A 23,673-nucleotide genomic window follows, 5' to 3' on the forward strand; every position below is an offset into this window, starting at 1 on the left:
TGGCACCGGCGCCACCCGCCGCCCAGAATGGCCGGTTCGAACGCAAACCCCGGGAGGAGCCCCGCGATGTCAGAAGAACCCCACCGTCCGCCGTTCCCGCAGCCCGGCGCCCCCACGCTCCGGGGCGCCCGCCTGCTGCTGCGCCCGCTGCGGGACGAAGACCTGGAGGCGGTGTTTGGCGCGCTGTCGAACCCACGGGTGATCGCGCACTACGGCGTGCACTACGACAGCCTGGAGGCCACGCGGGCGCAGATGGACTGGTTCGCGCGCATCGAGCAGGAAGGCAGCGGGCGCTGGTGGGCGCTGTGCCGGCCGCAGGCGCCGCAGATCCTGCTGGGCGCCTGTGGCTTCAATGACCGCGACGCGCTGCACCAACGCATGGAGCTGGGCTACTGGCTGCTGCCGCAGCATTGGGGCCAGGGCCTGATGAGCGAGGCGCTCGCGCTGGCGCTGGACCACGGCTTCGGGGCCATGGGCGCGCACCGCATCGAGGCCGTCGTGGAGCCGGAGAACCGCGCCAGCGGCCGGCTGCTGGAGCGGCTGGGCTTCCGGATGGAGGGCTTGCGCCGCGAGTGCGAACGCCGCCAGCGCGGCAGCGGCCCCGACTGGATCAGCCTGTGCGGCTACGGTCTGCTGGCGCACGAGTGGCCGACGACCGCGCCAAAGGACGGGCCCGCGCCAACCGTCGACTGAAGGCCGCCCCGTTAGACCGAATCGGCCTCCAGCGCCTGCTGCACCAGCCGCCCCATCTCGCGGGCCGCGCCGTCCGCGCTCTGCCGCAGGCCTTGCACGGTGCCGCGGCGGTCCTCGGGCGCTTCGTCCTGGCTGGCCTTGAGCTTGCCCTCCAGCCGCGCGATCGGGATTTCGATGCCGACGATGGCGCGCACCAGTGAATCGATGAAGCCCGCGGGCGCGTCGCCCACGCGCCAGGGCTGCGCGTGGCCCGCTTCCTGCGCCTCGGTCAAACGTTCGAGCATGGCGAGCAGCCAGTCGCGGTCGTCGATGGCCCGTGCCTCGCCGTGCGCGTGGACGACGGCATAGTTCCAGGTCGGCACGACCTGGCCATGCGCGGCCTTGCCCGGATACCAGCCCGGCGTGATGTAGGCCTGGGGCCCCTGGAACATCACGACCGACGGCGCGCCGCGGCCCAGCGCGCGCCACACGCCATTGGCGCGCGACACATGCCCGATCAGCGTGCCATGCGGCCCCCGGTCGCGGTCCAGCACAAAGGGCAGATGGTTCGCCACCAGCCCACCGTCCCCGTCCTGGCACACCCAGGCGCCCAGCGGATGCCGGGCCATCAGCGCGAAGAGCGCGTCGCGATCGTCCAGCCGGTGGTCCTTCCTGATGTACATGTCCGTGGCGTCTCCCTGATCGACATCGGCGCCGCCGACGCCGTCAACCGCGCAGCTTGCCAGTGCGCCGCGGCAAAGACAAACTCATTCGCCTCAACCGGCCGAACCGGCACCAGCCCGGCGGCCGTCCACCACGGCGGGAGTTCGACATGAAACGAGTCACGGGCATCGGCGGCATCTTCTTCCAGGCGAAGGATCCGGTGGCGCTGCGCGCCTGGTACCAGCGCCACCTGGGCATCGACGTGCAGGCCTGGGGCGGCGCGGCCTTCCGCTGGGCGGACGAGGCCGGCAGCCCGACCGGCGGCAGCACCATCTGGTCCATCGGCGCCACCGACGGCCAGCCCTTCGCGCCGGGCCGCGCGTCCTTCATGGTGAACTACCGGGTCGACGACCTGGCGGCCCTGCTGCAGGCCCTGCGGGACGAGGGTTGCGAGGTGCTGGACAAGACCGATGACTCCGACTACGGCAAGTTCGGCTGGGTCCTCGATCCCGAAGGCAACAAGGTCGAGCTCTGGCAGCCGCCCGCGGGGCAGTAGCCGCGCAGGCCCGCCGGGACGCGGCGCCGCGCACCCGGCCGGGTCCCGGGGTCAGGTCTTGAGTTCGGCCTGCGGCGACACCCCGGGCAGCGCGGACTCGCCGCGTTCGTAGACCACGTTGGCGCGCCCCACCAGCAGCGGGTCCAGCGCGCCGATGCGGCTCAGGTCCTTGTTGGCATAGGGCAGCTGGTGCAGCACGTAGCGCATCGCATTGAGGCGCGCGCGCTTCTTGCAGTCGGACTTCACCACGGTCCAGGGCGCCTCGGCGATGTCGCAATGGAAGAACATCGCCTCCTTGGCGCGCGTGTAGCTGTCCCACTTGTCCAGCGAGGCCAGGTCGATGGGCGAGAGCTTCCATTGCTTGAGCGGATGGGCCTCGCGCTCCTTGAAGCGGCGGCGCTGCTCGGCGCGGCTGACCGAGAACCAGAACTTGATCACATGCACGCCGGAGCGCACCAGGTTGCGCTCGAACTCCGGGGCCTGGCGCATGAACTCGTTGTACTCGGCATCGCTGCAGAAGCCCATCACGCGCTCGACGCCGGCGCGGTTGTACCAGCTGCGGTCGAACATCACGATCTCGCCCGCGGTGGGCAGGTGCTGCACATAGCGCTGGAAGTACCACTGGCCGCGCTCGACCTCGCTGGGCTTTTCCAGCGCGACGACGCGCGCGCCGCGCGGGTTCAGGTGCTCCATGAAGCGCTTGATGGTGCCACCCTTGCCGGCGGCGTCACGCCCCTCGAACAGGATGACCACTTTCTGCCCGGTGGACTTGACCCAGGCCTGCAGCTTCAGCAGCTCCACCTGCAGGCGGTATTTCTCCTTCTCGTAGGCCTTGCGCGACATCAGGTTCTTGTAGGGATAGCCGCCGCGGCGCCAGTCGGGGGCCAGCTCCTCGTCGGGGTTGCGCGCCTCGGGGCCGGCCTGGTGCAGCTCGTCCAGCAGCGCGCGGCGCAGCGCCAGCGCGTCGTCCGGCGCGGCGCCCGCCACCATGGCGCGCACCGAACTGGCCAGCGCGGCCGGGCCGCCGCTGGCGACGATGTCCTTCAGCGCCTCCAGCTCACGCGCCTGCGCCTTGCTCACCGCTTCGCGCACCACGTGGCGGGCGATGCGCTGGGCGTCCTGGGCCGGCGCGATGTCGCCGCGCGCGGCACGGCGCGGACGCTCCGCGGCGGGCTGGGCTGCCCCCACGCGGCGCGCGGTGCGCATCGCCGGCTTCAGCAGGGGCGTGGCATCGGCCGGCGCGGACGGTTGCGGTTCGGCCTGGGGCTTGGCGCTGCGAGTCATGGCGGGCGTCTCCTCATTCTGAAACCCTGACCATCGCAGCTGAACGGCCCGCGGGCCTTGACGCAACTCAAGCCCCGTGCGCCGCCGGGCGTCGCGACGCCGCGTCGCGGCCACGCCACGGTGGGCGTTACAGAATGGTGGCCCGCCGCCGCACGCCCCATGGGAGCGCAAGCCCCCTCAAGGGCGGCCCTTCGTTTCCTGGGAGAGCCCCATGTGCCCCGACGACCTGCCGCCCCCGCCCGCCACCGCCCCCGCGGCGCGCCTGCTGCCGCCGGACGACGCGCAACGCGCGCTGCTGCACAACGAGATCCACGCCCGCCCCTCGGCGCGCATCCGGCTGCCGGCGCTGATCGTCTATGTCGCGGTGCTGAACGAGGGCGTGAGCCGCGAGGACGAATGCGCCCACCTGCGCCGCCTGCCGGGCCAGCAAGACCTGGCCCCGGCGCAGCTGGCGGGCAATTTCCTGCGCCTGCGCCTGGGCGGGCACACGGTGAAGTGGGAGCGCCACACCGAGTTCACGCGCTATTCCATCGTGCAGCCGCTGCCGCCGGAATGCGGCCTGGGCCAGGACGCGCCGACGCTGGGCCATGCGCTGCGCGTGGACCCGGCCTGGCTGGCCGCGATTCCCGGGCGCACGGTCGCGGCGATCCAGCTGGCGCTGGTGGAGCACGAGCTGTCCGATGCCGGCGCCACGCTGGGCCTGTGCGAGCGCTGGCTGGGCGGCGACCCCGTGAAGCTGGCGTCGATGATGGGCGCGGGCGGCGACATGCAGGGCGGCCATTCGCTGGTGATGACGGACCTGCGCCTGCGCGACGACGGCTTCGAGCGCATGCTGGTGCTGATGCGCCCGGGCGCCAGCGGCGCGCGCGCCGGGCGCATCGCGCAGCGCCTGATGGAGCTGGAGACCTACCGGCTGATGGCGCTGCGCGGACTGCCGGTGGCCAAGTCGCTGGCGCCCACGCTGGGCGAGGCCGAGGCCGCGCTGCAGGCGCTGACCGACAGCCTGGTGCAGGGCGGCCGCGCCGAGCAGGCGCTGCTGGACACGCTGCTGGGCGTGGCCGCGCAGGTGGAGCGCGCGACCGCCCAACACGCCTACCGCTTCTCGGCCACCCAGGCTTACGAGGCGCTGGTGCAGCAGCGCATCGCCGAGCTGCGCGAGCGGCCGCTGCAGGGCTACCAGACGCTGGGGGTGTTCGTGCGCCGGCGCTTCTCGCCCGCGGCCGCGACGGTGGCCGCCACCGCGCAGCGGCTGGCCTCGCTGTCGCTGCGCATCGAGCGCAGCAGCGCGCTGCTGCGCACCCAGGTCGACATCGCGCGCGAGGCGCAGAACCAGGAACTGCTGGCCAAGCTGACGCGCGGACAGTCGCTGCAGCTGCAGTTGCAGAGCACGGTGGAGGGGCTGTCCATCGCGGCGATTTCCTACTACGTGGTCAGCCTGCTGTTGTATGGCGGCAAGGCGGCCAAGTCGGCCGGGCTGCCCGTGAACCCGGAGCTGGCGGCCGGCGCGCTGATCCCGCTGGTGCTGTGGTCGGTGTGGAAGGCCACGCAGCGCATCCATCGCCGGCTGCATGACGACGGGCATTGAGCCGCGCGGCCGGTGCGGCCCTCAGGGCTGGGCCGCCGCCAGCTCCTCGGCCATCGCGTGGGCCAGGGCCTCGACGCCGGAGCCCAGCGCCAGGCGTTCCAGCACGCGGGGCTCCAGCGCCAGCTCGCGCCGGCTTTGGTAGATCGGCTCGCCGATGCGCGGCGGCAGGCCCGGACGCAGCGGGCCCTGGGCCTGCAGCAGCGGATGCAGGCGCAGCCGCAGGATCAGCAGGCCCTGGGCCGGCTCGGCGAACACGGTGCCGTCCAGCACCCGCGTGCAGCCGCGCTCGCGCGCCTGATCGAGCAGGCGCTGCGCGTTGGCCTGCAGGTCGGTCTCGGCGACGCCGAGCCAGAGCCCGTCCAGCGTCCAGCCGGCCTGTGCCAGCCGCTCCATCACGGCTTGGTGGAAGCGGCGGTTGAGCGCGTCCCACTGGCGGTTGGCGGCCTCGTCCCGCGGATCATGGTTGCGGCCATGGCCATGGACCAGGGTGCAGCCGGCCCAGGCCGGCTGCAGCGGCAGCGCGGCGAACAGGACGACGGCGATGCGGGCAAGGCGATGGATGACGCTCGACATGAGCAACCGGGGTGTCAAGGACGACGAGAGCAAGGCGCGGCGCGAGGCCGGCGCCAGTCTAGGGCGGCGGACGCGGCTGCAGGCCCCTCACCCCCGCAACAAGAGGGCTTGAGGCCACAATGTCGCCATGGACGCCCTGACCGCTTCGCCGCTTCCTTCCGCCCCGCCCCAGGATGGCGCACGTACGGCGCGCCGCGCGCTGTGCACCGCCCTGCTGCTGGCCGGCGCCGCGCCGCTGACCCTGCTGCAGGGCTGCGCCGGCCCGGGCCGCGACGCGCGGCTGCAGCCGGGGCGCAGCACTGGCGCGGAGATCATCGCCTGGTGGGGCGAACCCAAGCGCGCCTGGGCCGAGGCCGACGGCGGCCGCACGCTCGAGTATTCCAGCCAGCCCTTCGGCCAAACCTGCTGGCTGGTGCGGCTGGATGACCAGGACCGGGTGCAGCGCGTCTGGGACGGGCTGGCGCCCGACAGCCTGGCCGCCATCGTGCCAGGGCTGAGCGCGCAGCAGGTCAGCCGGCGCCTGGGACTGGAGCGCAGCCGCGTGTTTTTCCGTCTCAGCGGCGAGGACGTCTGGGACTGGAACGTGGCCCCCGACCCGGGCGGCTATCCGGTGCGCTTCAACGTCCACTTCAAGGACGGCGTGGTGCTGCGCACCAGCCGCAGCCTGGTCTTCCCGGACCGGCTGTTCCCCTTCGAGCGTTGAGGCCGCCTGTTGCCGAGGCGCCGCGCAAAATGACGGCGAACCGTGCGTTTTTCTCGGCTTCCCCCCGGTCGCTCGGGCGCTGACACAGTCTTGACTTGCAGCAGGAGACGGCTTGATCTGCAACAGCAGACTCAGGGCTATCCCTAGGCTTCCTGGTGTTCGAGATGTTGTCGCTGAGAAAGATGAAAGTGGCCACGCTGCTGGCCCTGGGCAATGGGCTGCTGTGGCTGTTGATGGCGCTGATGGGCGCCGCGGCCTGGCAGCAGCTGGACCATATCGACGCGCAGTTCCAGCTCGCGCTGGCCGACCGCTACCCGCGCGTGAAGCTGCTGCACGAACTGAAAAACGCCAACAACCAGGTGGCGCGCCTGGTGCGCGACCAGCTGATCTGGCCCGACGCGGACGCGGTGCGCGACAAGGCGCAGCAGATCGCCGAGGTGTCGCGCACGACCACCGCCACGCTGACCGAGCTGGAAAAGCTGCTCGACAGCCCCGAGGGCCGTGCCGATCTGGAGCGCCTGGCCGTGGTGCGCAAGGCCTATCACAGCGAGCGTCAGGTGTTCACGCGCATGGTGGAGCAGGGTCAGACCGACGCCGCGCGCCAGCAGCTGAGCGAGCGCATGCTGCCACGCCACCTGGCCTACATGGGCGAGGTGGACCGGCAGGTGAAGCAGGGCGAGCAGCTGATGCAGGAGGCCGCGCGCGACGCCGCCGCGGCCGCCGCGTCGGCACGCCAGCGCGTGCTGCTGCTGCTGGGCGCGGCGACGCTCGCGGCGCTGGCGCTGAGCGTGTGGCTGCAGCGCCTGATCACGCGGCCGCTGAATGACGCGGTGGCCGTGGCCAACCGCGTGGCCCAGGGCGACCTCACCCGTCCGGTGGAGGTGAGCGAGGCCGACAACGAGACCGGCCGTCTGCTCAAGGCCCTGCAGCACATGCAGCAGCGCCTGGCCGGCATGGTGCGCGAGGTGCGCCTGAACGCCGAGGGCGTGGCCAGCGCCTCGGCGCAGATCGCCACCGGCAACAGCGACCTGTCCAGCCGCACCGAACAGCAGGCCGCGGCGCTGCAGCAGACCGCCGCGTCGATGGACCAGCTGGGCGCCACGGTGCGTGGCAATGACCAGCACGCACAGCAGGCCGACACGCTGGCCCGCGAGGCCGCGCGCATCGCCGACGAGGGCGGCAGCGCGGTCGGCGAGGTGGTGCGCACCATGCGCGAGATCAGCGCCAGCTCGCACAAGGTGGCCGACATCATCGGCGTGATCGACGCGATCGCCTTCCAGACCAACATCCTGGCGCTGAACGCCGCGGTCGAGGCCGCGCGCGCCGGCGAACAGGGCCGCGGCTTCGCGGTGGTGGCCAGCGAGGTGCGCCAGCTCGCGCAGCGCAGCGCCGAGGCGGCCAAGGAGATCAAGGGCCTGATCGGCAGCAGCAATGACCGCGTGGAACAGGGCTGCGCCCAGGTGGACCGAGCCGGCATGACCATCCAACAGGTGGGCCAGGCGATCGCGCGCGTCGCGGCGCTGATGGCCGAGATCAGCCACGCCAGCCGCGAGCAGAGCGCCGGCGTGCAGCAGGTGGGGCTGGCGGTGACGCAGATGGACCGCAGCACGCAGGAGAACGCCGCGCTGGTGGAGGAGTCCGCCGCGGCGGCCGAGAGCCTGCACGAGCAGGCGCGCCGTCTGCTGGGCACGGTGGCCCAGTTCAGGGTGGCGGGCTGACCGGCTGACAGGGGCCGGGGCCCCGCGCCACCGCGGGGCCGTTCAGCCACGCCGGTTCAGGACCGGCCCATGTAGTCCGACTTGCCCAGCGCCACGCCCTGCTGGCGCAGGATGTCGTAGGCGGTCGTGACGTGGAAGAAGAAATGCGGCAGCGCGTAGTGCAGCAGGTAGTCGCGGCCGATGAAGCGCTGCTCGCGCTGGGTGCCTGGGCGCAGCACGATCTCGCGCGACTCGGCGTCGAGGAACTCCTCGGCGTCCACGCCGCCGATATAGCCCAGCGTGCGCGCGATGCGCGACTGCAGCTCGGCAAAGCTCTGCTCCTCGTCGGCCCAGGCCGGCGGCTCGCGGCCGGCCAGGCGCGCCGCCGCGCCCTTGGCGAAATCGCAGGCGATCTGCACCTGGCGCGTCAGCGGAAACATGTCCGGCGCCAGCCGCGCCTGCAGCAGCGAGGCCTCGTCCAGGTCCTGCGCCTGGGCATGGGCCTGGCCCTTGGCCAGCACGCCGGACAGCGCGCCCAGCATCTGTTCGAACACGGGGATGGAAGCGATGTAGAGATTCATCGGAAGCCTCGCGCAAAGCGGTGGGGTGTGCGCGATTCTGGCCGTTTTGCGCGCCCGCTGCCGCCGCGGGCCCAAACCCCTGCGCGACCTGCTGCCGCCGCGCTCGCTAGCGCAGCGCCGCGCCCCAGCGCGCGAAGCGCGGCTGCCAGCGATCCTTGATGTCGGCCGAAACCAGGATGTGGTGGGCACGCCCATTGAGCCGCTCGCGCGGCACCGGGCCGATGACGCGCGAGTCGGCGCTGTCGTCGCGGTTGTCGCCCATCATGAAGAAATGCCCCTCGGGCACGCGCAGCGGCCCGAAGTCGGCACCGCCGTCACCGCGCAGGCCCGGCAGCCATTGCACCGTGTGCGCGTGGCCGCCCAGGGTTTCGCGTTCGCGCCGCGCGTTCAGCATCAGCCCGGGCAACACCGTCTCGGCCCGGGTCTCGCCCTGGTCGTAGGTGGCCGCCTCGCCATTCAGATACAGCCGGCCCTGGCGCAGCTCGACCAGATCGCCCGGCAGGCCGACGATGCGCTTGATCAGCCGCGTGCCGTCCTGGGGCGAGCTGAATACCGCGATGTCGCCGCGCCGCGGCTCGCCCAGGGGCAGCAGGACGTGGTCGGTCAGCGGCAGCTTGAGGTCATAGGCCAGCCGGTTGACCAGCACCACGTCGCCCTCCAGGATGGTGGGGCGCATGGACCCGCTGGGCACCGGGTTCCAGTCGGCCACCGCGGTGCGCAGCACGCCGAAGCAGAGCAGGAACAGCAGCAGGCCGCGCTGCTCGCGCCAATGGCGGCGCCAGAAGGAGTCATGCGAAGAAGTGCTCATGGGGATGCCGAGGTAGGCGGTGGTGACGACGACGCCAATGTGCCCGCGCCGGCCGCGCCGCCGTGACCCGATGCGACGGACGCCAAGTCCACGGGGATGGATGGCGGCGCCGAGGGGCGTTTGACGGCACGGGCGAGCGCGCTCGCCGCCCACGCGCAGCTCAGCGGTCCGACGGCTCCTCCCACTGCACCGGCACATAGCGCAGCGCCTCGTCGTTCCAGGCGGCCACGACGCCCAAAACCACCTTGCCTTGCGCGCTGTGGACCCTGCGAAGTGAGGTCACGTGATACTGGAAGCCCGGACCGGCCTGCTGCGCCGCCAAGGCCTTCGCCCGGCTCGCGGTGTCTCCGAGAAACATGGGCACCAAGCTGCCCGTCACCACGACCAGCCCGCCCCCGACGGCCGCTGGAATTCGCAGGCTGCGTGCTTTGCGACCGGCGGCCGCGCGGGCGGCTCGCACCGGCTCACGCCCCAGCTCGCGCACCACCCAGACCAGCAGCGCGATCGCCAGCGCCCATACAACGCCGGTGCCCAGGATCGTCCAGGTATCCAGTCGCAACTGCGCCCGCGTGAGGCTCATCGGCTGCATGAACGGCCACATGACCACGGCGGCAGCCAGCGTCGCGAGCATGAACACGGCCAGCCATCGGATCACAGACGCGGCCTTCAAGCTGCCGCGCAGCAGAAAAACGCCAGCCAGCACGGCAAACACATTGAAGCGGGAGACGTACGAAATGCCATTGACGATGCAGTAGGCCACCGCCGCCATGTCCACCAGCCCCACCGCCACCAGGACCCAACCGACGCGCTGAAGCACAGGCAGATATGGTTGATCGGTCATCGAAGGTCCTTCATTCGGTTGGCCGCAGCGGGCAAGCGCTGGCGGGGTTGGAGAATCGGCGGGCTGCACGGCGACTGCGGGGGCTCAGAGACACGGCCCCGAGATTGGAGGCGCCCCGCCAACCTCCGTCAATCGCATCAACGGCGGGCGCAGCGAGCCCCCGTCATGGCTCGCACAAATGCAGCAAGGGAAACGGCCGCCCCGCGGCATCGGTCGCCGAACGGCCGAACGGCTTGAAGCCCTGGGCCAGGTAGAAGGCGGTGGCGCCGGGGTTCTGTTCGTTGACGTCGACCGTCAGCGGCCCCTTGAGCGCACGCGCATGGGCCAGCAGGCGCTTGCCGCCGCCGCGACCGAAATGGCTGGGCGCGATGAACAGCGCCTCGAGCTTGTTATCGTCCAGGCCCATGAAGCCCACGGGCTCGCGCGCGTCGCCGCACAGCACCCAGACTTCCAGCTGGGTCAGGGCCTGATCGCGCACGACGGGAATCAGGTCCTCGATGTCCGACTCGGACAGGAAGTGATGCGTGGCCCGCACCGATTGCAGCCACAGGGCCAGCAGCGCGGGATGGTCGGACAAGTCGGCGGGGCGGAGGGTCATGGGGGCGGCAAAGCGCGGGATGATGAATCGACCCGGCCCGGCCGGCCGGTGGTCATGCCGCCGCGCCCGCGCGTCCGTCCCACCAGCGCGCCACCTGGGCCCGCTGGGCCTCGCTGTAGTGCAGGCCCAGCTTGGAACGCCGCCACAGCACGTCCTCGGCGTCGCAGGCCCATTCCTCGCGGCGCAGGTAGTCCAGCTCGCGTTCGAACAGGCCCGGCGCGACTTCGGCGCCCAGCGCCTGCAGATCCCGCGCGTCGTCCAGCACGCGCTCGACGCGCGCGCCATAGGCGCGCGCCAGGCGATGGGCCAGCGCCGGCGGCAGGAAGGGATAGCGGCGCAGCACCTCCTGCACGAAGCGCAGAAAGTCACGCTGCGGATGGCGCGGCTGGGCCGCCCCCACCCAGTCGCTGAGGTCGCCGCCGGGCAGGAAGGCGCCTTCGGTCCAGGCCGGGCGCGGCTGGTCCAGCATCTCGCCGATGCGGTCGGCCGCGTCCTCGGCGAGCTTGCGGAAGGTGGTGATCTTGCCGCCCCAGACGGTCAGCAGCGGCGCGCCGTCGCGGTGGGTTTCGAGCAGGTAGTCGCGCGTCACCGCGGCCGGGTCGCCGGAGGCGTCGTCCAGCAGCGGCCGCACGCCGGCATAGCTCCACACCACCTGCTGCGGCGTGACCGGGCGGCGGAAGTAGCGGCTCGCCTGTTCGCACAGGTAGGCGATCTCGTCGGCGTCGATGCGCGCCCGCGCCAGCCCCTGCAGCGACGCCGCCGGCACCTCGACGTCGGTGGTGCCGATCAGCGTGAAGTCCTGTTCGTAGGGGATGGCGAAGATGATGCGCTTGTCGGGGTTCTGGAAGATGTAGGCGTGCGGGTGCTCGAAGCAGCGCGGCACGACGATGTGGCTGCCCTTGACCAGGCGCAGGCTGCGCGTGGCCAGCGCCTCGCCATGGGCGCTGCGCGCGGCCTCGCGCAGGAACTGCTCGGCCCAGGGGCCGGCGGCGTTGACCAGGGCGCGGGCACGCAGCGTGCGCGTTTCGCCCCGTTCGCCGCGCAGCGTCGCGCGCCACTGGCCCGCTTCGCGCTGCGCCGCCACGACGGCCGTGCGGGTTAGCACGGTGGCGCCCTTGTCGCGCGCGTCCTGGGCATTGAGCAGCACCAGCCGCGCATCGTCCACCCAGCCATCGGAATAGGCGAAGCCGCGCGTGAAGCGCGGCTGCAGCGGCGCGCCGGCCTCGTGGCGGCGCAGGTCCAGGCCCTCGGAGCCAGGCAGCAGCTCGCGCCGCGCCAGGTGGTCGTAGAGGAACAGGCCCACGCGGATCATCCAGGCCGGACGCATCGCCGGGTCGTGCGGCATCACGAAACGCAGCGGCCACATGAGATGCGGCGCGCTGCGCAGCAGCACCTCGCGCTCCTGCAAGGCCTTGCGCACCAGCGCGAACTCGTAGTACTCCAGATAGCGCAGCCCGCCGTGGATCAGCTTGGTGGACGAAGACGAGGTGTGCGACGCGAGGTCCTGCGCCTCGGCCAGCAGCACGCGGTAGCCGCGCCCGGCCAGGTCGCGCGCGATGCCGGCCCCGTTGATGCCACCGCCCACCACCAGCACGTCGACCGGCTCGGGGCCGGGGTCGCTCGGCGGGGTCGGCGCGGCAGAAATTCCGCGAGTGGGGTGGCGGTCTGAAGACGGGCCCATGGACTCCGACTGTAGCCCCAACCGCCCCCCGCCCATGCCAGACTGCGGCAAGATCGCGGCAACCCGCAACGCCCACGACGGGAACGAGGAGACCCCATGAGCTTTCTGCTGGCCCTGGACCAGGGAACCTCCAGCTCGCGCGCCATCGTGTTCGACATCGAAGGCCGCGTGCGCGCGATGGCGCAGCGCGAGTTCCGCCAGATCTATCCCCAGTCCGGCTGGGTCGAGCACGACCCGCTGGAGATCTGGGACACCCAGCTGGCCACCGCGCGCGAGGCGCTGGCACGCGCCGGGCTGACGGCGAGCCAGCTGCGCGCGCTGGGCATCACCAACCAGCGCGAGACCACCGTGGTGTGGGAGCGCGACAGCGGCCTGCCCATCCATCCGGCCATCGTCTGGCAGGACCGGCGCACCGAGCCAATCTGCGCGCGGCTGCGCGAGCAAGGCCTGACCCCCTGGGTGCGCGAGCGCACCGGGCTGGTGATCGACGCCTATTTCTCCGCCACCAAGCTGGCCTGGATCCTGGACCATGTGCCCGGCGCGCGCGAACGGGCGCGGCGCGGCGAGCTGGCCTTCGGCACGGTGGACAGCTGGCTGGTGTGGAAGCTGACCGGCGGGCGCGTGCACGCCACCGATGTGAGCAACGCCGCGCGCACCATGCTCTTCGACGTGCACGAGAACCGCTGGGACGAGCGCCTGCTGCAGGCGCTGGACATCCCCGCCGCGCTGCTGCCCGAGGTCCGCCCCAGCAGCCATGTGCATGGCGAGACCGACCCCGGACTGCTCGGCGCGGCCGTGCCCATCGCCGGCATCGCCGGCGACCAGCAGGCGGCGCTGTTCGGCCAGGCCTGCTTCAAGCCGGGCATGGCCAAGAACACCTACGGCACCGGCTGCTTCATGCTGATGCACACCGGCGACCGCTTCCAGCCCTCGGCCAACGGCCTGATCGCCACCTCGGCGGCGCAGCCCGACGCGCACACCGCCTACGCGCTGGAGGGCAGCGTCTTCATCGGCGGGGCCGTGGTGCAGTGGCTGCGCGACGGGCTGCAGGCCATCAAGGCCAGCGGCGAGGTCCAGGCCCTGGCCGAAAGCGTTCCGGACGCGGGCGGCGTGATGTTCGTGCCCTCCTTCACCGGCCTGGGCGCCCCCTACTGGCAGCCGGACGCGCGCGGCGCCATCGTCGGCCTGTCGCGCGGCTCCACGGTGGCCCACATCGCGCGCGCGGCGCTGGAGTCCATCGCCTTCCAGAGCGCCGCGCTGCTGCAGGCGATGAGCCGCGACGCGGTGGCCGCCGGCGGCCAGCCGGTGAGCGAGCTGCGCGTGGACGGCGGCGCCAGCGTCAACAACCTGCTGATGCAGTTCCAGGCCGACCTGCTGGGCATCCCGGTGCTGCGCCCGCGCGTCACCGAAACCACCGCGCTGGGCGCGGCCTACCTGGCCGGCCTGGCCACCGGCGCCTACCGCGGGCTCGCCGAGCTGGAGCAGCAATGGCAGGCCGAACGCGTCTTCCACCCCACGCTGGCGCGCGCCGCCGCGCAGGAGAAGATGGCGCGCTGGGAACATGCGGTGCGCCAGGCTTGCGCGCCCTGAGCCGCGGCCAGCGGGTGTACCGCCACCCTGGCCTACCCCTTCTGCGCGCGGGGCCGGCACTTCCCCCGCCGCACGCGCGGGCCTACATTGGGCTTCCCCCGGGGCGCCATCAGGCGCCCTTTCCCCCGCCAGCAAGGAGCCCGCGATGCGTATCGAACCCTATCTGTTCTTCAACGGCCGCTGCGAAGAGGCCATCCAGTTCTACAAGACCCGGCTCGGCGCCGAGGTGCAGATGATGATGCGCAACGCCGAGAGCCCCGAGCCGCCGCCGCCCGGCGTGCTGCCCCCGGGCAGCGAGCAGAAGATCATGCACGCCTCGCTGCTGGTCGGCGGCGCGCTGCTGATGCTCTCCGACGGCATGTGCAACGGCGAGGTGGGCGACAAGGCCTTCAAGGGCTTCTCGCTGTCGCTGGACTGCGCGAACGAGACCGAGGCGCGGCGCTGCTACGACGCGCTAGCCAGCGAGGGCGGCCGGGCCGACATGCCGCTGACCAAGACCTTCTGGGCCCCGCTGTTCGGCATGGTGACCGACAAGTTCGGCATCAGCTGGATGGTCGGCGTCTCGGACAAGACGAGCTGACCGCGCATGGGGCGACAACGCCCCGTGCCCGACCTCCGTTCGAGGTCTGACGAACGCCCGGATGCAGCGTTTACATCTTGCGCGTCAACCGATTCCCGGCGCCATCAGTTGGACAGACGTCAAGCCGGCGGTGCCACCAGCGCCCGCGCCGCGGAGCCCAGCGCCGGCAAGGAGCGACAGATGACAACGAAGACCGACACCCGGCAGCGCGCGCTGCAGGCCCTGGCGGCGCTGGCCCTGGTTCTGGGCGCCGGTGCCGCGCAAGCGCGTGGCGACGTGCAGTGGTCCATCTCGATCGGCGCGCCGGTCTATGCACCGCCGCCGGTGGTCTACCTGCCGCCGCCGCGACCCGTCTACCTGGCCCCGCCGCCTCCACCGGTGTACGTGCAGCCGGCCCCCATGGTCTACGGCTACAGCTATGGCTATGTGGAGCGGCCCCACCATCACCACCACCACCGCCGCGGCTGGCGCGACAGCGACGGCGATGGCGTGCCCGACCGCTACGACCGCCGCCCGGGCAACCCCTGGCGCTACTGAGCGCCGGTCCGCGCGGACCGTACAGAGGGTCAGGTCTTGCCTGAGCCGGGCGACTGCCGGCCAGACCGGGCCTGACGCTCGCCAACCGCCCACTCACCCCCCTTTGGAGGGGCAAAAGCCCCCTTCTCCTCCCGGGACAATCCGCCGGCCCCGCGCCACCGTGTCGTGAGTCACGGTCCGGCGCCTCCGGCCGCGCGCCCGTCGGCGGCGCGCACGACCACAACCTCCCCGGGAGTTTCCCTTTGCAATCACAAAACCTCGTCTATCCGCGCGAGCGGACGCTGGGCGTCATCGCGCTGGTGCTGGGCCTGCTGATCTGGCTGGCCCTGATCGTCGGCACGCTGGGCGTCATCCTCGTCGTGCTGCTGTCCTTGTCGCTGGTCTATCTGTTCGCGCAGTCGGCCTTCATCAGCTACATCAAGGGTTCGGGCGTCCAGCTGTCGGAGTCGCAGTACCCGGATCTGTACCGCCGCTACCGCGACTGCTGCGAGCGGCTGGAAGTCCGCGACGAGCCCTCGGTCTACCTGCTGCAGGGCGGCGGCTGGCTGAACGCCTTCGCCACCCGCTTCCTGGGCCGCGACTTCGTCGTGCTGCTGTCCGACGTGGTCGACGCGATGGACGAGCATCCCGACGGTGTGAGCTTCTACATCGGCCATGAGCTGGCCCATATCCGCCTGGGCCACCTGGGCTTCGGCAGCCTGGTGCGCGCGCCGGCGCTGTGGTTCCCGCTGCTGGGCGCCGCCTATTCGCGTGCCAAGGAGTCCAGCTGCGACCTGCACGGCCGCGCCTGCTGCAGCAGCGACGAGAACGCCGCGCGCGCGCTCGCCGCGCTGGCCGTGGGCGGCAAGCGCTGGCAGACCCTGAACCTGGAGAAGTACGACAGCCAGCTGCAGGACACGCGTGGCTTCTGGATGTCGCTGCACGAGCTGTGCAGCGGCTATCCCTGGCTGAGCAAGCGCATCGCCCGCGTCCAGGGCCGCGGCGTGCCGTCGCGCCATGGCGTGGCCTGGCTGCTGGCGCTGTTCGTGCCCTATGGTGGCGGCGGCGCGATCGCCGCGGCACTGCCGCTGATGCTGGTGGCGCTGGTGGGCGTGGGCGCGGCCGTGGGCCTGCCGGCCTACCGCGACTACCAGCAGCGCGCGCAGTTCGCCTCCGACCTGGTCGCCGCGCAGGCGCTGCAGCAGCGCTTCGCCGACCATTACCTGGAGAACGAGAGCATCCCCACGCTGGCCGATGTCGGCGTCAACGAGCTGCTGCCCACCGGCGCCACGCTCAGCGTCAACGAGGACAACATGGTGCTGACCGTGCAGCGCGAGGCCGGCGGCTTCGAGCTGACGCCCTCGGTGAACGACAGCGGCAAGATCGAGTGGAGCTGCGGCCCGATGGAGGGCACGCGGGCCAAGCTGCTGCCCGCCAGCTGCCAGTGAGGCAGGCGGGAGCCACGCGGCTCCCGCGGCACCCAAAACCCGGGCGGCCCAGGCCGCCTTTTTTCATGGGCGCGCGGACCGGCGGACCCGGTCAAAGACCCAGCGAGGCGCCCGCGCCGGCCAGCGTCGCCACGCCCAGCACGGCGAAGATCAGCGCGGCCACGCCATGCACCAGGCGCACCGGCATGTGCTGCGCCAGGCGTCCGCCGACGAGCACGGCCGGCACGTTGGCGATCATCATGCCCAGCGTGGTGCCGGCGACGACCGCGCCGAAGTCGGCATAGCGCGCCGCCAGCGCCACGGTGGCGATCTGCGTCTTGTCACCCATTTCGGCCAGGAAGAAGGCCACCACCGTGGTGCCCAGCACGCCCAGGCGCCGGCTCAGACCGCCGCCGGCTTCGTCCTCGTCCAGCTTGTCGGGGATCAGGGTCCAGACGGCCATCGCGAGGAAGCCCAGGCCCAGCACCCAGCGCAGGGTCTGCGCGCCGACATGGGCGGTGATCCAGCTGCCCACCGCCGCCGCGCCGGCATGGTTCACCACGGTGGCGAGCAGGATGCCCAGGCAGATGGTGCCGGGTTTGCGGAAACGGGCGGCCAGCACAAAGGCCAGCAGCTGGGTCTTGTCGCCGATCTCGGCCAGGGCCACCAGGCCGGTGGCCACGAGGAATGCGTCCATGCAATGACTTTCGCGCGGCCGGGAGGCTTACCCATGACCATGCCTCCTCCGGCCGCAACCCGGGGGCATGGTCAAAGGTCTCGCCAGGCGCGGGACCGACGCGGGTCGGTCCGGACGCTGCCCGCGCCATGATCGCGGTGCACGGAGCACAGCGATGCAAGTCTGTTGACGCGGGCCTGCTCTGAGGTCTCCGGGACGCCGGACCAGATGATGGCTCGGTCGGGCCCGGGGATGGGACGATGGCAGCGGCTACTCCCCAATGACGGGACGCATTGTAGGCGAGGTCGCCGCCCGGCCCGCTCAGGGCGGCGGCTGCAGCGGCACGCGCGGCCAGTTCTGGCGCAAGGCCGCGCGCCCGGCCAGCCCGCCCAGCGCCAGCAGCGCGACAGGGCGGCGCGGCAGCGCGGCGAAGGCCGTCGCCACGGCCTCGGTCGTGGGCGGCCCCGGCGGAAACAGGCGGCGCAGCGCCTCGGCCGGCGCGAGGCCGCGCGCCAGCAGCCGGCACAGCGAGGCGCCCAGCACCAGCGGATCGGTGGCGCGCTGCGCGGCCTCGGCCTGCAGCCGGCCCCAGGCTCGCGCCAGCTCATCGGGCGTGGGCGCGTCGGCCAGCGCGGCGCTCCAGCCGGCCTGCAGCGCGGCAAGCATCTGCGCGGCCTCGCCCCATCGCAGCTGCAGGCGCCAGGTCTCCGGCTGCGCTTCGGGCAGATCCAGCGGATGCAGGCGGCAGCCGTCCAGCAGGCCCTCGTCCGCGCCGCGCGGCTGCAGCCGCAGCGCCACCAGCTCCAGCGCCAGGCGCCGCGCCAGCGCGTCGCCACCCGGCGGCAGCGCGAAGAGCAGCTCGGCATGATCGGGTGCCGCCCCAATTTCCGCGGCCAGATCCAGGAACAGCGAGGACGGCGCGACCGCCGGCCGCGGCGCCGCCGGCACGGCGGCCGGCCCGGGGCGCCAGTCCTCGAACAGCGCGCGCGCCAGCGCCAGCCCCTCCTGGGCCCCCAGCTCCCCGGCCAGCACCAGGGTGCAGCGCTCGGGCCGCAGGTACTGGCGGCGAAACAGCAGCAAATCCTCGCGCCGCAGGCGCTGCAGCGCGGCGGCCGGGACAGGCGCCGCGCCACCGGCCAGGCGTGGCGCCCAGAGTTCGGCCAGCGCGGCAGGATCGAAGCGCAGCAACCGGTCGCGGTCCTGCGCCTGCTGGCGCGCATGCGCCAGCGCCTGCGCACTCAGCAGCGGCTCACGCACCAGGTCGGCGAGCAGGGCCAACGCATCGCCCAGCCCGTCCTCCAGGCCGGCGGGCAGCGCCAGCCCCAGCAGGCTGGCCTGGCCGCCGCCCTCCAGGACCAGCGGCGCGCCCAGCGATTCGGCGGCGTAGGCGATGTCGTCGAAGTCCATGTCCTCGCCGTCGCGGCGCGCACCACGTGCCAGCGCGGCCATGCCCAGCGCGATGACGCCTTCGCGGCCGGCCGGCTCGTGGGCCGCGCCGGCCGCGACCATCAGCTGCAGCCCCAGGCGGGCGCAGCCGGGCCGCGGCAGCACCAGCACGCGCAGTCCGTTGGCCAGGCGCTGCTGGGCCAACGGCGGCGCGCCGAGCGCGGCCAGCGGCTCGCGCGGCGGCGGCTGGTCCAGCCGTACCTGGGCCCGCGCGGGAGGCAGCAGCCCCGCCCCAGCGCCGGCCAGGCCGCCGGCCAGCAGGCGGCGACGGCGCGGATCCGGCGCTTGTCCTTGGATCTCGCTCATGCGTCGCCTCCACCGGGATGGCTGAGGCTCAGCCAGGCGGCCCCCAGCATGCGTTCGCGCCACAGGCGCTGGATCTGCGCGCCGTCCACCGCGCTCCAGGCCTCAAAGCTCTGTTGCAGCGAACGCAGCACGCCGCCCTGCTGCCACTGCTGGCGGGCCAGATGGCCGGCCAGCGCGACGGGGTCCAGCGCGTCGCGCTGCAGCTGCACGCGCAGCAGGCGGCGCGCCTTGTCCAGCTCGGGCGCGCTGATGGGCTCCTCGGCCAGGCGCAGCAGCTCGCGGCGCAGCGCCGCCAGCAGCGGGCCGGCGGCTTGGCCGCGCGCCGCCACCGCGCGCGCCACCAGCAACCCAGCTTGGGCATGCTGGCGCAGCTGCAGCACCAGGCTGTGCGCCACGCCCTGCTCCTGCACCAGGGTCTCGACCAGGCGGCCGGAGCGCCCCTGGCCCAGCACGGCCTGGGCCAGTTCCCACAGCGGACGCTCGGGGCTGTCGGCCGGCGGCAGCTGCCAGACCAGGGCCACGGCCGGCAGCGGCGCGCGCCAGCCCTGCAGCACCAGGCTCTGGCTGGCCGGACGCGCCGGTTCGACCCAGCGCTGCTGCTCGCCGGCCGCCTGCACAGGCGCGCGCAGGCTGCCAAACAGGGTCTCGGCCAGGCGATCCAGCTCGGCCGCGTCGAAGCGGCCGGTGACGATCAACGCGGCGTTGTCGGGCCGCAGCCAGGCGCCGCGGTGCTGGCGCAGCGCGTCCAGACTCAGCGCCGCCCAGCCGGCAGGCTCGCCCAGCAAACCGCGCTGGTAGGGATGGGTCAGAAAGCCCTGGGCGCAGGCCGCCTCGTCCAGCCGCGCATAGGGATGGGCCAGCTGCGCCGCCTGGCGCGCCTGGGCCAGGCGGCGGCGCGCCAGCGCCAGCCCGGCTTCGTCCAGTTCGGCGTTGCCGAAGCGCTCGGCCACCGCCCACATCAGCCGCGCCAGCTGCGCGGCCGGGCCCTGCGCGGTGAAGGCGCAGAAGTCCTCGCCCAGCTGCAGCGACGCGCGGCCGCCGCTTTCTTCCACCAGGGCCTGGTGGCCCTGCGCGTCCAGGTAGCGGCTGCGCAGGCTCATCGCCTGCAGCAGCGCAAAGCCCAGGCCGGCCTGGCCGGCGGGATCGTGGCGGGCGCCCATCTGCGCGCTCAGCACGACACCGACCTGATCGCCAGGCGCGGGCAGCGAGATCAGCCACAGCCCGTTGCCCAGGCGACGCCGGCGTGGCTTCTGGCGCATGAAGGCGCTCAGCGCCTCCAGCGCCTCGGGCGGGTCCTCATCGCCCGGCACCGCCGTGGCGGCGCTGGCGGCTTCGTCGGCGGGCGGCAGCACAGCGGCCGGCCGCGGCGCCTTCAGCGGCGGAGCGGGCAGCACCGGCGAGGCCGGCTTGGGGGCGGCGGCGAGTCGCATCATGGGGCCAGCATAGCCGCGGGGGCGAGGACGATCAGCCTCCCTGACAAGGCGGTGTCAGCAGGGGGCAACGATGATGTCCGCCTGTTACAGCAGGCCCCGGCGGGGCCCAGGGAGCACCTCATGCAATTCGCCTACACCATCCTCTACGTCGACGACGTGCGCGCCTCGCTGGCCTTCTACGAGAAGGCCTTCGGGCTGGAAACGCGCTTTCTGCACGAATCAGGCACCTATGGCGAATTGGCCACCGGCGCCACCGCGCTGGCCTTCGTGGCCCATGAGGTGGCGCGCGACAGCCTGGGCCAGGACTACCGCCGCGTCGGCGACGGTGCGCCGCTGGGCGTGGAGGTGGCGTTGGCCTGCGCCGACGTGCCCGCCGCCTATGCGCGCGCGCTGGAGGCCGGCGCGCAAGGACTGAAGGCCCCGCAGCAAAAGCCTTGGGGCCAGACCGTGGCCTATGTGCGCTGCCCCGACGGCAGCCTCATCGAGCTGTGCACGCCGATGGGCTGAGCCGGGGCAGCGCGCCTCGGCCTCAGGCCTTGCGGCGACGGCTGCGGGCGCCGAAGGCGGCGACCAGGCCCAGCGAGGCCAGCGCCAGACCGCCGGGTTCCGGCACCTGCTGCGGCGCGGTGACGATGAAGGACAGGTTGTCCGCGTAGCCGTCGTTGTCGCCGCCGCCCTGGCGCTCCATGCTCAGCCAGAACTGCACGCTGACCGCTTCCTGCGGCAGATAGCCGGTGGTTTCGCGGTAGAACAGGCCGGTCTGGTTGCCACGGTCACCCGGGGTCACCGGGCCGATGGCGGCGGAGCCGACTTCGCTGCCCCAGGCGTCCAGGAAGGACGCGTAGAGCAGCGCGTTGTCGCCCTGGGCCTGCCAGCCGCCCAGCCAGCCGCTGAGCGTGAAGCTGGCGCTGTGGCCGGCCAGGCTGTCCAGGTTCAGGGTCTGGTAGCCCACGCTGCGCGCGCCCACGCCGATGAACAGGCGCTGGCCGCGGTCGGCCGGGCCGGGCTCGCTGGGACGCACCCAGTTCGGGCCGTAGACGTCGGTCTGGAACAGGTCATAGCTGTCGAAGCCGGACCAGCCGGCGGTGCCGGCTTCAGCGCCGCCGTTGACGATCAGGTTCTGGCCGTAGACGGCCGCGGCCTGGGCGGTGGCGCTGATCGCCAGCGCGAGGCCGGCCAGCAGGGTCTTGAGTTTCATATGCAGTCCTTGCAATGGAGGGTGGAAACAGGGGTCAGAGGCGGAACTGGTCCAGCTGCGCCGGGCCGCTCATGGCCGGATCGCTGATGGAGGGCTCGCCGTTCTCCAGGTGGCCGGCGAGGCGGCGTGCATAGCCCGGCAGTTCCTTGACGCGTAGCAGCAGGTCGTACCAGTGGCGGCTCTCGGCCAGCGGCAGGCGCAGCTCGATGCGCTGGCCGGCGGCCAGCGGCAGCTCCTGCACCGGCTGCTCCAGGTACTTCAGCGCCTGCAGCAGGAAGGTGCAGGGCAGACGGCCCTCGTTGGAAAGCGTCAGCAGCAGCTCGCCGTTGGCGCGGTCGGCACGCGCCAGCACCTCGGGCTGGGCGCGCTGGGGCAGCTGCGACAGCTGACCCATGACATGGCGGTGGAAGCCGTTGGGGCCCAGCACCCACAGGTCGTACTGGCCGTTGGGCGCGGCGGTCCACTGGCCCTCCAGCGACTTGCCCGCTTCCACGGTGTAGCGGCGCGGCAGCGCGCCCAGGTCCAGGCGGTTGTACACATGCAGCACCGCGCCGGCCTCGCCCTCGTTCTCGAAGCGCAGCACGAGGGTGTTGCCCTGCTGGCGCGCCTGCACCTGCAGCTCGTAGGGCAGCGCGCGCGCCGGGCGCACGCCTTCCAGCTGCACCGGCGCCACCAGCGCGCCCGGCGTGGCCGGGGTCTTGGTGTTGACCAGCGCCTGTGCGCGGGCGCGCAGCGCGGCGGTGGCCGGCAGTTCGCCGATGAAGGGGCCGTCCTGCGGCGAGCCGAAGTCGAAGCAGCTGGTCAGGTCGCCGCAGACCGCGCGGCGCCACGGGCTGATCAGCGGCTCCTGCACGCCGAAGCGAGCCTCGATGAAGCGCAGCACCGAGCTGTGGTCGGCCACCTGCGAGTTCACCCAGCCGCCCTTGGTCCACGGCGAGACCACGTACATGGGCACGCGCGGGCCCAGGCCGTAGGGGCGGTGGTGGTAGCGCGCGTCCGAACCGTTGAGCTGGTGGTGGTACTCGCCGGTGGTGTCCACCGTGGAGGCACCGGCCAGGCGGGCCTTCGCGGGGTCGGCGTCATAGGCCTCGTAGGCCGGCACCGCGGGCGGCGGCATGTGGTCGAAGAAGCCGTCGTTCTCGTCGAAGTTGATGAACAGGACGGTCTTGCTCCAGACCTCGGGGTTGGCGGTCAGCGCTTCCAGCACGCGGGCGGTGTAGTCCGCGCCCTGCGCCGGGCTGGACGGTCCGGGGTGCTCGGAGCCCTCGGCGGTGGCGACGATCCAGCTCACCTGCGGCAGCTTGTTGTCCAGCACATCGCGCTTGAGCAGGTCCAGGTCGCGCGTGGACACGCCACGCTCGCGCAGCACCTGCGAGTAGCCGGGACGCTGGTACCAGGCGTCGCGGAAGCTGCGGAAGCCGGCCAGCGGGTTGTCGGTGAAGTTGTCGTCCATGTTCTGGTAGACCTGCCAGCTCACGCCGGCCTGCTGCAGCCGTTCGGCATAGGTCACCCAGGTGTAGTCGGTCGCCGGGTTGGGGTTGAAGCTGTCGTGGCTGTTGTCGGTGCTGGGGCCGCCGGCCACGCCCAGGGGGTCGTTGTGGCCGGTCCACAGGAACAGGCGGTTGGTGTTGGTGCCGGTCTGGGTCGCGCAGTGGTAGTGGTCGCACAGCGTGAAGGCGCGCGCCAGCGCGAACTGGAAGGGAATGTCCGCTTCCTTGAAATAGCCCAGCGAATGGTTCTGCTTGGCCGCGGGCCAGTTGTTCATGCGGCCGTGGTCCCAGGCGGCCTGGGCGTCGGGCCAGCTGTGCGGCGTGCCGCTGACGCGCATCACCGCGAAGTCCTGCTGGGTGTTCAGGTGGAAAGGCGCGATCGCGGCGCGGCTGCCCCAGTTGGGGCGGCCCGGCACCGGCGCGCCGCCGATGGGCTGCACGAACACGGTCTTGCGGCTGTAGGTGCCGGCACGGTCGATGACCGGCACGGGGAAGGGATCGGCAAAGCCGCGCACGCCGGCCAGCGTGCCGAAGTAGTGGTCGAAGCTGCGGTTTTCCTGGGTCAGGATGACGATATGTTCGACGTCCATCAGGGTGCCGGTGCGGCGGTTGGCTTCGATGGCCAGCGCGCGCTGGATCACGGGCGGGAAGCTGGCCAGCGCGGCGCTGGCGCCGACGGCGCTGCCCAGCTGCTGGAGGAAATGGCGGCGGTTGCTCATGGGGAGTCCTGGTTGAGGTTGGGACGGCCGGCACCCGGAGCGCCAGCGCG

Annotated in this window: 23 protein-coding genes and 1 riboswitch; of the genes, 10 read left to right on the forward strand and 13 right to left on the reverse strand. The window is 72.4% G+C overall.

The annotated features are described in order from the left end of the window. The first annotated feature begins 66 nt into the window (after positions 1–66). Complete coding sequence (locus LZ017_RS04115) at positions 67–693, forward strand: GNAT family N-acetyltransferase (RefSeq protein WP_241298803.1); 627 nt, start codon at positions 67–69, stop codon at positions 691–693. Positions 694–704: 11 nt separating this feature from the next. On the opposite strand, the gene LZ017_RS04120 is transcribed toward LZ017_RS04115, so the two are convergent. Then, positions 705–1,355: an FMN-binding negative transcriptional regulator gene (locus tag LZ017_RS04120; RefSeq protein WP_241298804.1), complete on the reverse strand. Its 651-nt coding sequence runs from the start codon at positions 1,353–1,355 to the stop codon at positions 705–707. Positions 1,356–1,504: 149 nt separating this feature from the next. On the opposite strand from LZ017_RS04120, the gene LZ017_RS04125 reads away from it, so the two are divergent. Continuing rightward, a complete protein-coding gene (locus LZ017_RS04125; RefSeq protein ID WP_241298805.1) occupies positions 1,505–1,891 on the forward strand; it encodes a VOC family protein in 387 nt (128 codons plus the stop codon). A 51-nt stretch (positions 1,892–1,942) separates the two neighbouring features. On the opposite strand, the gene ppk2 is transcribed toward LZ017_RS04125, so the two are convergent. After that, positions 1,943–3,175, reverse strand: coding sequence for a polyphosphate kinase 2 (gene ppk2, locus LZ017_RS04130; protein WP_241298806.1), 1,233 nt, complete (start codon positions 3,173–3,175; stop codon positions 1,943–1,945). A 211-nt stretch (positions 3,176–3,386) separates the two neighbouring features. Between ppk2 and LZ017_RS04135 the strand changes: the two genes are divergently transcribed. Then, a complete protein-coding gene (locus tag LZ017_RS04135; RefSeq protein WP_241298807.1) occupies positions 3,387–4,760 on the forward strand; it encodes a DUF3422 family protein in 1,374 nt (457 codons plus the stop codon). Between the two features lie 21 nt (positions 4,761–4,781). On the opposite strand, the gene LZ017_RS04140 is transcribed toward LZ017_RS04135, so the two are convergent. Next, positions 4,782–5,333 (reverse strand): hypothetical protein, encoded by a 552-nt coding sequence (locus tag LZ017_RS04140; RefSeq protein ID WP_241298808.1) that lies wholly within the window; start codon positions 5,331–5,333, stop codon positions 4,782–4,784. Positions 5,334–5,460: 127 nt separating this feature from the next. On the opposite strand from LZ017_RS04140, the gene LZ017_RS04145 reads away from it, so the two are divergent. Both LZ017_RS04145 and LZ017_RS04150 read left to right on the forward strand, forming a co-directional pair. Beyond that, positions 5,461–6,036 carry an outer membrane protein assembly factor BamE gene (locus LZ017_RS04145; RefSeq protein WP_241298809.1) on the forward strand — a complete coding sequence of 192 codons (576 nt, stop codon included), beginning with the start codon at positions 5,461–5,463 and terminating at the stop codon, positions 6,034–6,036. A gap of 164 nt (positions 6,037–6,200) precedes the next feature. Next, entirely contained in the window at positions 6,201–7,754 is a 1,554-nt protein-coding gene (locus LZ017_RS04150; RefSeq protein ID WP_241298810.1) for a methyl-accepting chemotaxis protein, read from the forward strand. A 56-nt stretch (positions 7,755–7,810) separates the two neighbouring features. Here LZ017_RS04150 and LZ017_RS04155 read toward each other — a convergent pair whose 3' ends face one another. From LZ017_RS04155 to glpD, 5 genes are all read right to left on the reverse strand, one after another. Beyond that, positions 7,811–8,314, reverse strand: coding sequence for a DUF1993 family protein (locus tag LZ017_RS04155; protein ID WP_241298811.1), 504 nt, complete (start codon positions 8,312–8,314; stop codon positions 7,811–7,813). A gap of 106 nt (positions 8,315–8,420) precedes the next feature. Next, complete coding sequence (lepB, locus tag LZ017_RS04160) at positions 8,421–9,122, reverse strand: signal peptidase I (RefSeq protein WP_241298812.1); 702 nt, start codon at positions 9,120–9,122, stop codon at positions 8,421–8,423. Positions 9,123–9,282: 160 nt separating this feature from the next. Then, positions 9,283–9,963, reverse strand: coding sequence for a hypothetical protein (locus LZ017_RS04165; protein ID WP_241298813.1), 681 nt, complete (start codon positions 9,961–9,963; stop codon positions 9,283–9,285). Positions 9,964–10,126: 163 nt separating this feature from the next. Next, complete coding sequence (locus LZ017_RS04170) at positions 10,127–10,561, reverse strand: GNAT family N-acetyltransferase (RefSeq protein ID WP_241298814.1); 435 nt, start codon at positions 10,559–10,561, stop codon at positions 10,127–10,129. A 52-nt stretch (positions 10,562–10,613) separates the two neighbouring features. Continuing rightward, the gene (glpD, locus tag LZ017_RS04175) at positions 10,614–12,242 is read right to left on the reverse strand and encodes a glycerol-3-phosphate dehydrogenase (RefSeq protein WP_241298815.1); all 1,629 of its coding nucleotides are present in this window, start codon (positions 12,240–12,242) and stop codon (positions 10,614–10,616) included. Positions 12,243–12,338: 96 nt separating this feature from the next. Between glpD and glpK the strand changes: the two genes are divergently transcribed. The 4 genes from glpK to LZ017_RS04195 all read left to right on the forward strand — a co-directional run bounded on the left by glpK (position 12,339) and on the right by LZ017_RS04195 (position 16,376). Further along, positions 12,339–13,832, forward strand: a complete 1,494-nt coding sequence (gene glpK / locus LZ017_RS04180; protein WP_241298816.1) for a glycerol kinase GlpK — start codon at positions 12,339–12,341, stop codon at positions 13,830–13,832. Between the two features lie 145 nt (positions 13,833–13,977). Continuing rightward, complete coding sequence (locus LZ017_RS04185; protein WP_241298817.1) at positions 13,978–14,412, forward strand: VOC family protein; 435 nt, start codon at positions 13,978–13,980, stop codon at positions 14,410–14,412. Positions 14,413–14,592: 180 nt separating this feature from the next. Further along, positions 14,593–14,949, forward strand: coding sequence for a hypothetical protein (locus tag LZ017_RS04190; RefSeq protein ID WP_241298818.1), 357 nt, complete (start codon positions 14,593–14,595; stop codon positions 14,947–14,949). A 242-nt stretch (positions 14,950–15,191) separates the two neighbouring features. Further along, positions 15,192–16,376 carry a M48 family metallopeptidase gene (locus tag LZ017_RS04195; RefSeq protein ID WP_241298819.1) on the forward strand — a complete coding sequence of 395 codons (1,185 nt, stop codon included), beginning with the start codon at positions 15,192–15,194 and terminating at the stop codon, positions 16,374–16,376. A gap of 91 nt (positions 16,377–16,467) precedes the next feature. On the opposite strand, the gene LZ017_RS04200 is transcribed toward LZ017_RS04195, so the two are convergent. The 3 genes from LZ017_RS04200 to LZ017_RS04210 all read right to left on the reverse strand — a co-directional run bounded on the left by LZ017_RS04200 (position 16,468) and on the right by LZ017_RS04210 (position 20,216). After that, positions 16,468–17,052: a TMEM165/GDT1 family protein gene (locus LZ017_RS04200; protein WP_241298820.1), complete on the reverse strand. Its 585-nt coding sequence runs from the start codon at positions 17,050–17,052 to the stop codon at positions 16,468–16,470. Positions 17,053–17,119: 67 nt separating this feature from the next. Beyond that, positions 17,120–17,328: riboswitch (yybP-ykoY riboswitch) on the reverse strand. 24 nt (positions 17,329–17,352) lie between these two features. Then, positions 17,353–18,783: an insulinase family protein gene (locus LZ017_RS04205; protein WP_241298821.1), complete on the reverse strand. Its 1,431-nt coding sequence runs from the start codon at positions 18,781–18,783 to the stop codon at positions 17,353–17,355. Then, entirely contained in the window at positions 18,780–20,216 is a 1,437-nt protein-coding gene (locus tag LZ017_RS04210; protein ID WP_241298822.1) for a pitrilysin family protein, read from the reverse strand. The genes LZ017_RS04205 and LZ017_RS04210 overlap by 4 nt, the downstream gene beginning before the upstream one ends. Positions 20,217–20,336: 120 nt before the next feature. On the opposite strand from LZ017_RS04210, the gene LZ017_RS04215 reads away from it, so the two are divergent. After that, on the forward strand, positions 20,337–20,723 hold the full coding sequence (locus tag LZ017_RS04215) for a VOC family protein (RefSeq protein WP_241298823.1): 387 nt from the start codon (positions 20,337–20,339) through the stop codon (positions 20,721–20,723). 22 nt (positions 20,724–20,745) lie between these two features. Here LZ017_RS04215 and LZ017_RS04220 read toward each other — a convergent pair whose 3' ends face one another. Beyond that, the gene (locus LZ017_RS04220; RefSeq protein WP_241298824.1) at positions 20,746–21,414 is read right to left on the reverse strand and encodes a PEP-CTERM sorting domain-containing protein; all 669 of its coding nucleotides are present in this window, start codon (positions 21,412–21,414) and stop codon (positions 20,746–20,748) included. Positions 21,415–21,448: 34 nt separating this feature from the next. Beyond that, positions 21,449–23,623, reverse strand: coding sequence for a phosphocholine-specific phospholipase C (locus LZ017_RS04225; protein ID WP_241298825.1), 2,175 nt, complete (start codon positions 23,621–23,623; stop codon positions 21,449–21,451). Positions 23,624–23,673 lie beyond the last annotated feature (50 nt).

The organism is Pelomonas sp. CA6, from assembly GCF_022549225.1.
Classification (GTDB): domain Bacteria; phylum Pseudomonadota; class Gammaproteobacteria; order Burkholderiales; family Burkholderiaceae_C; genus Roseateles.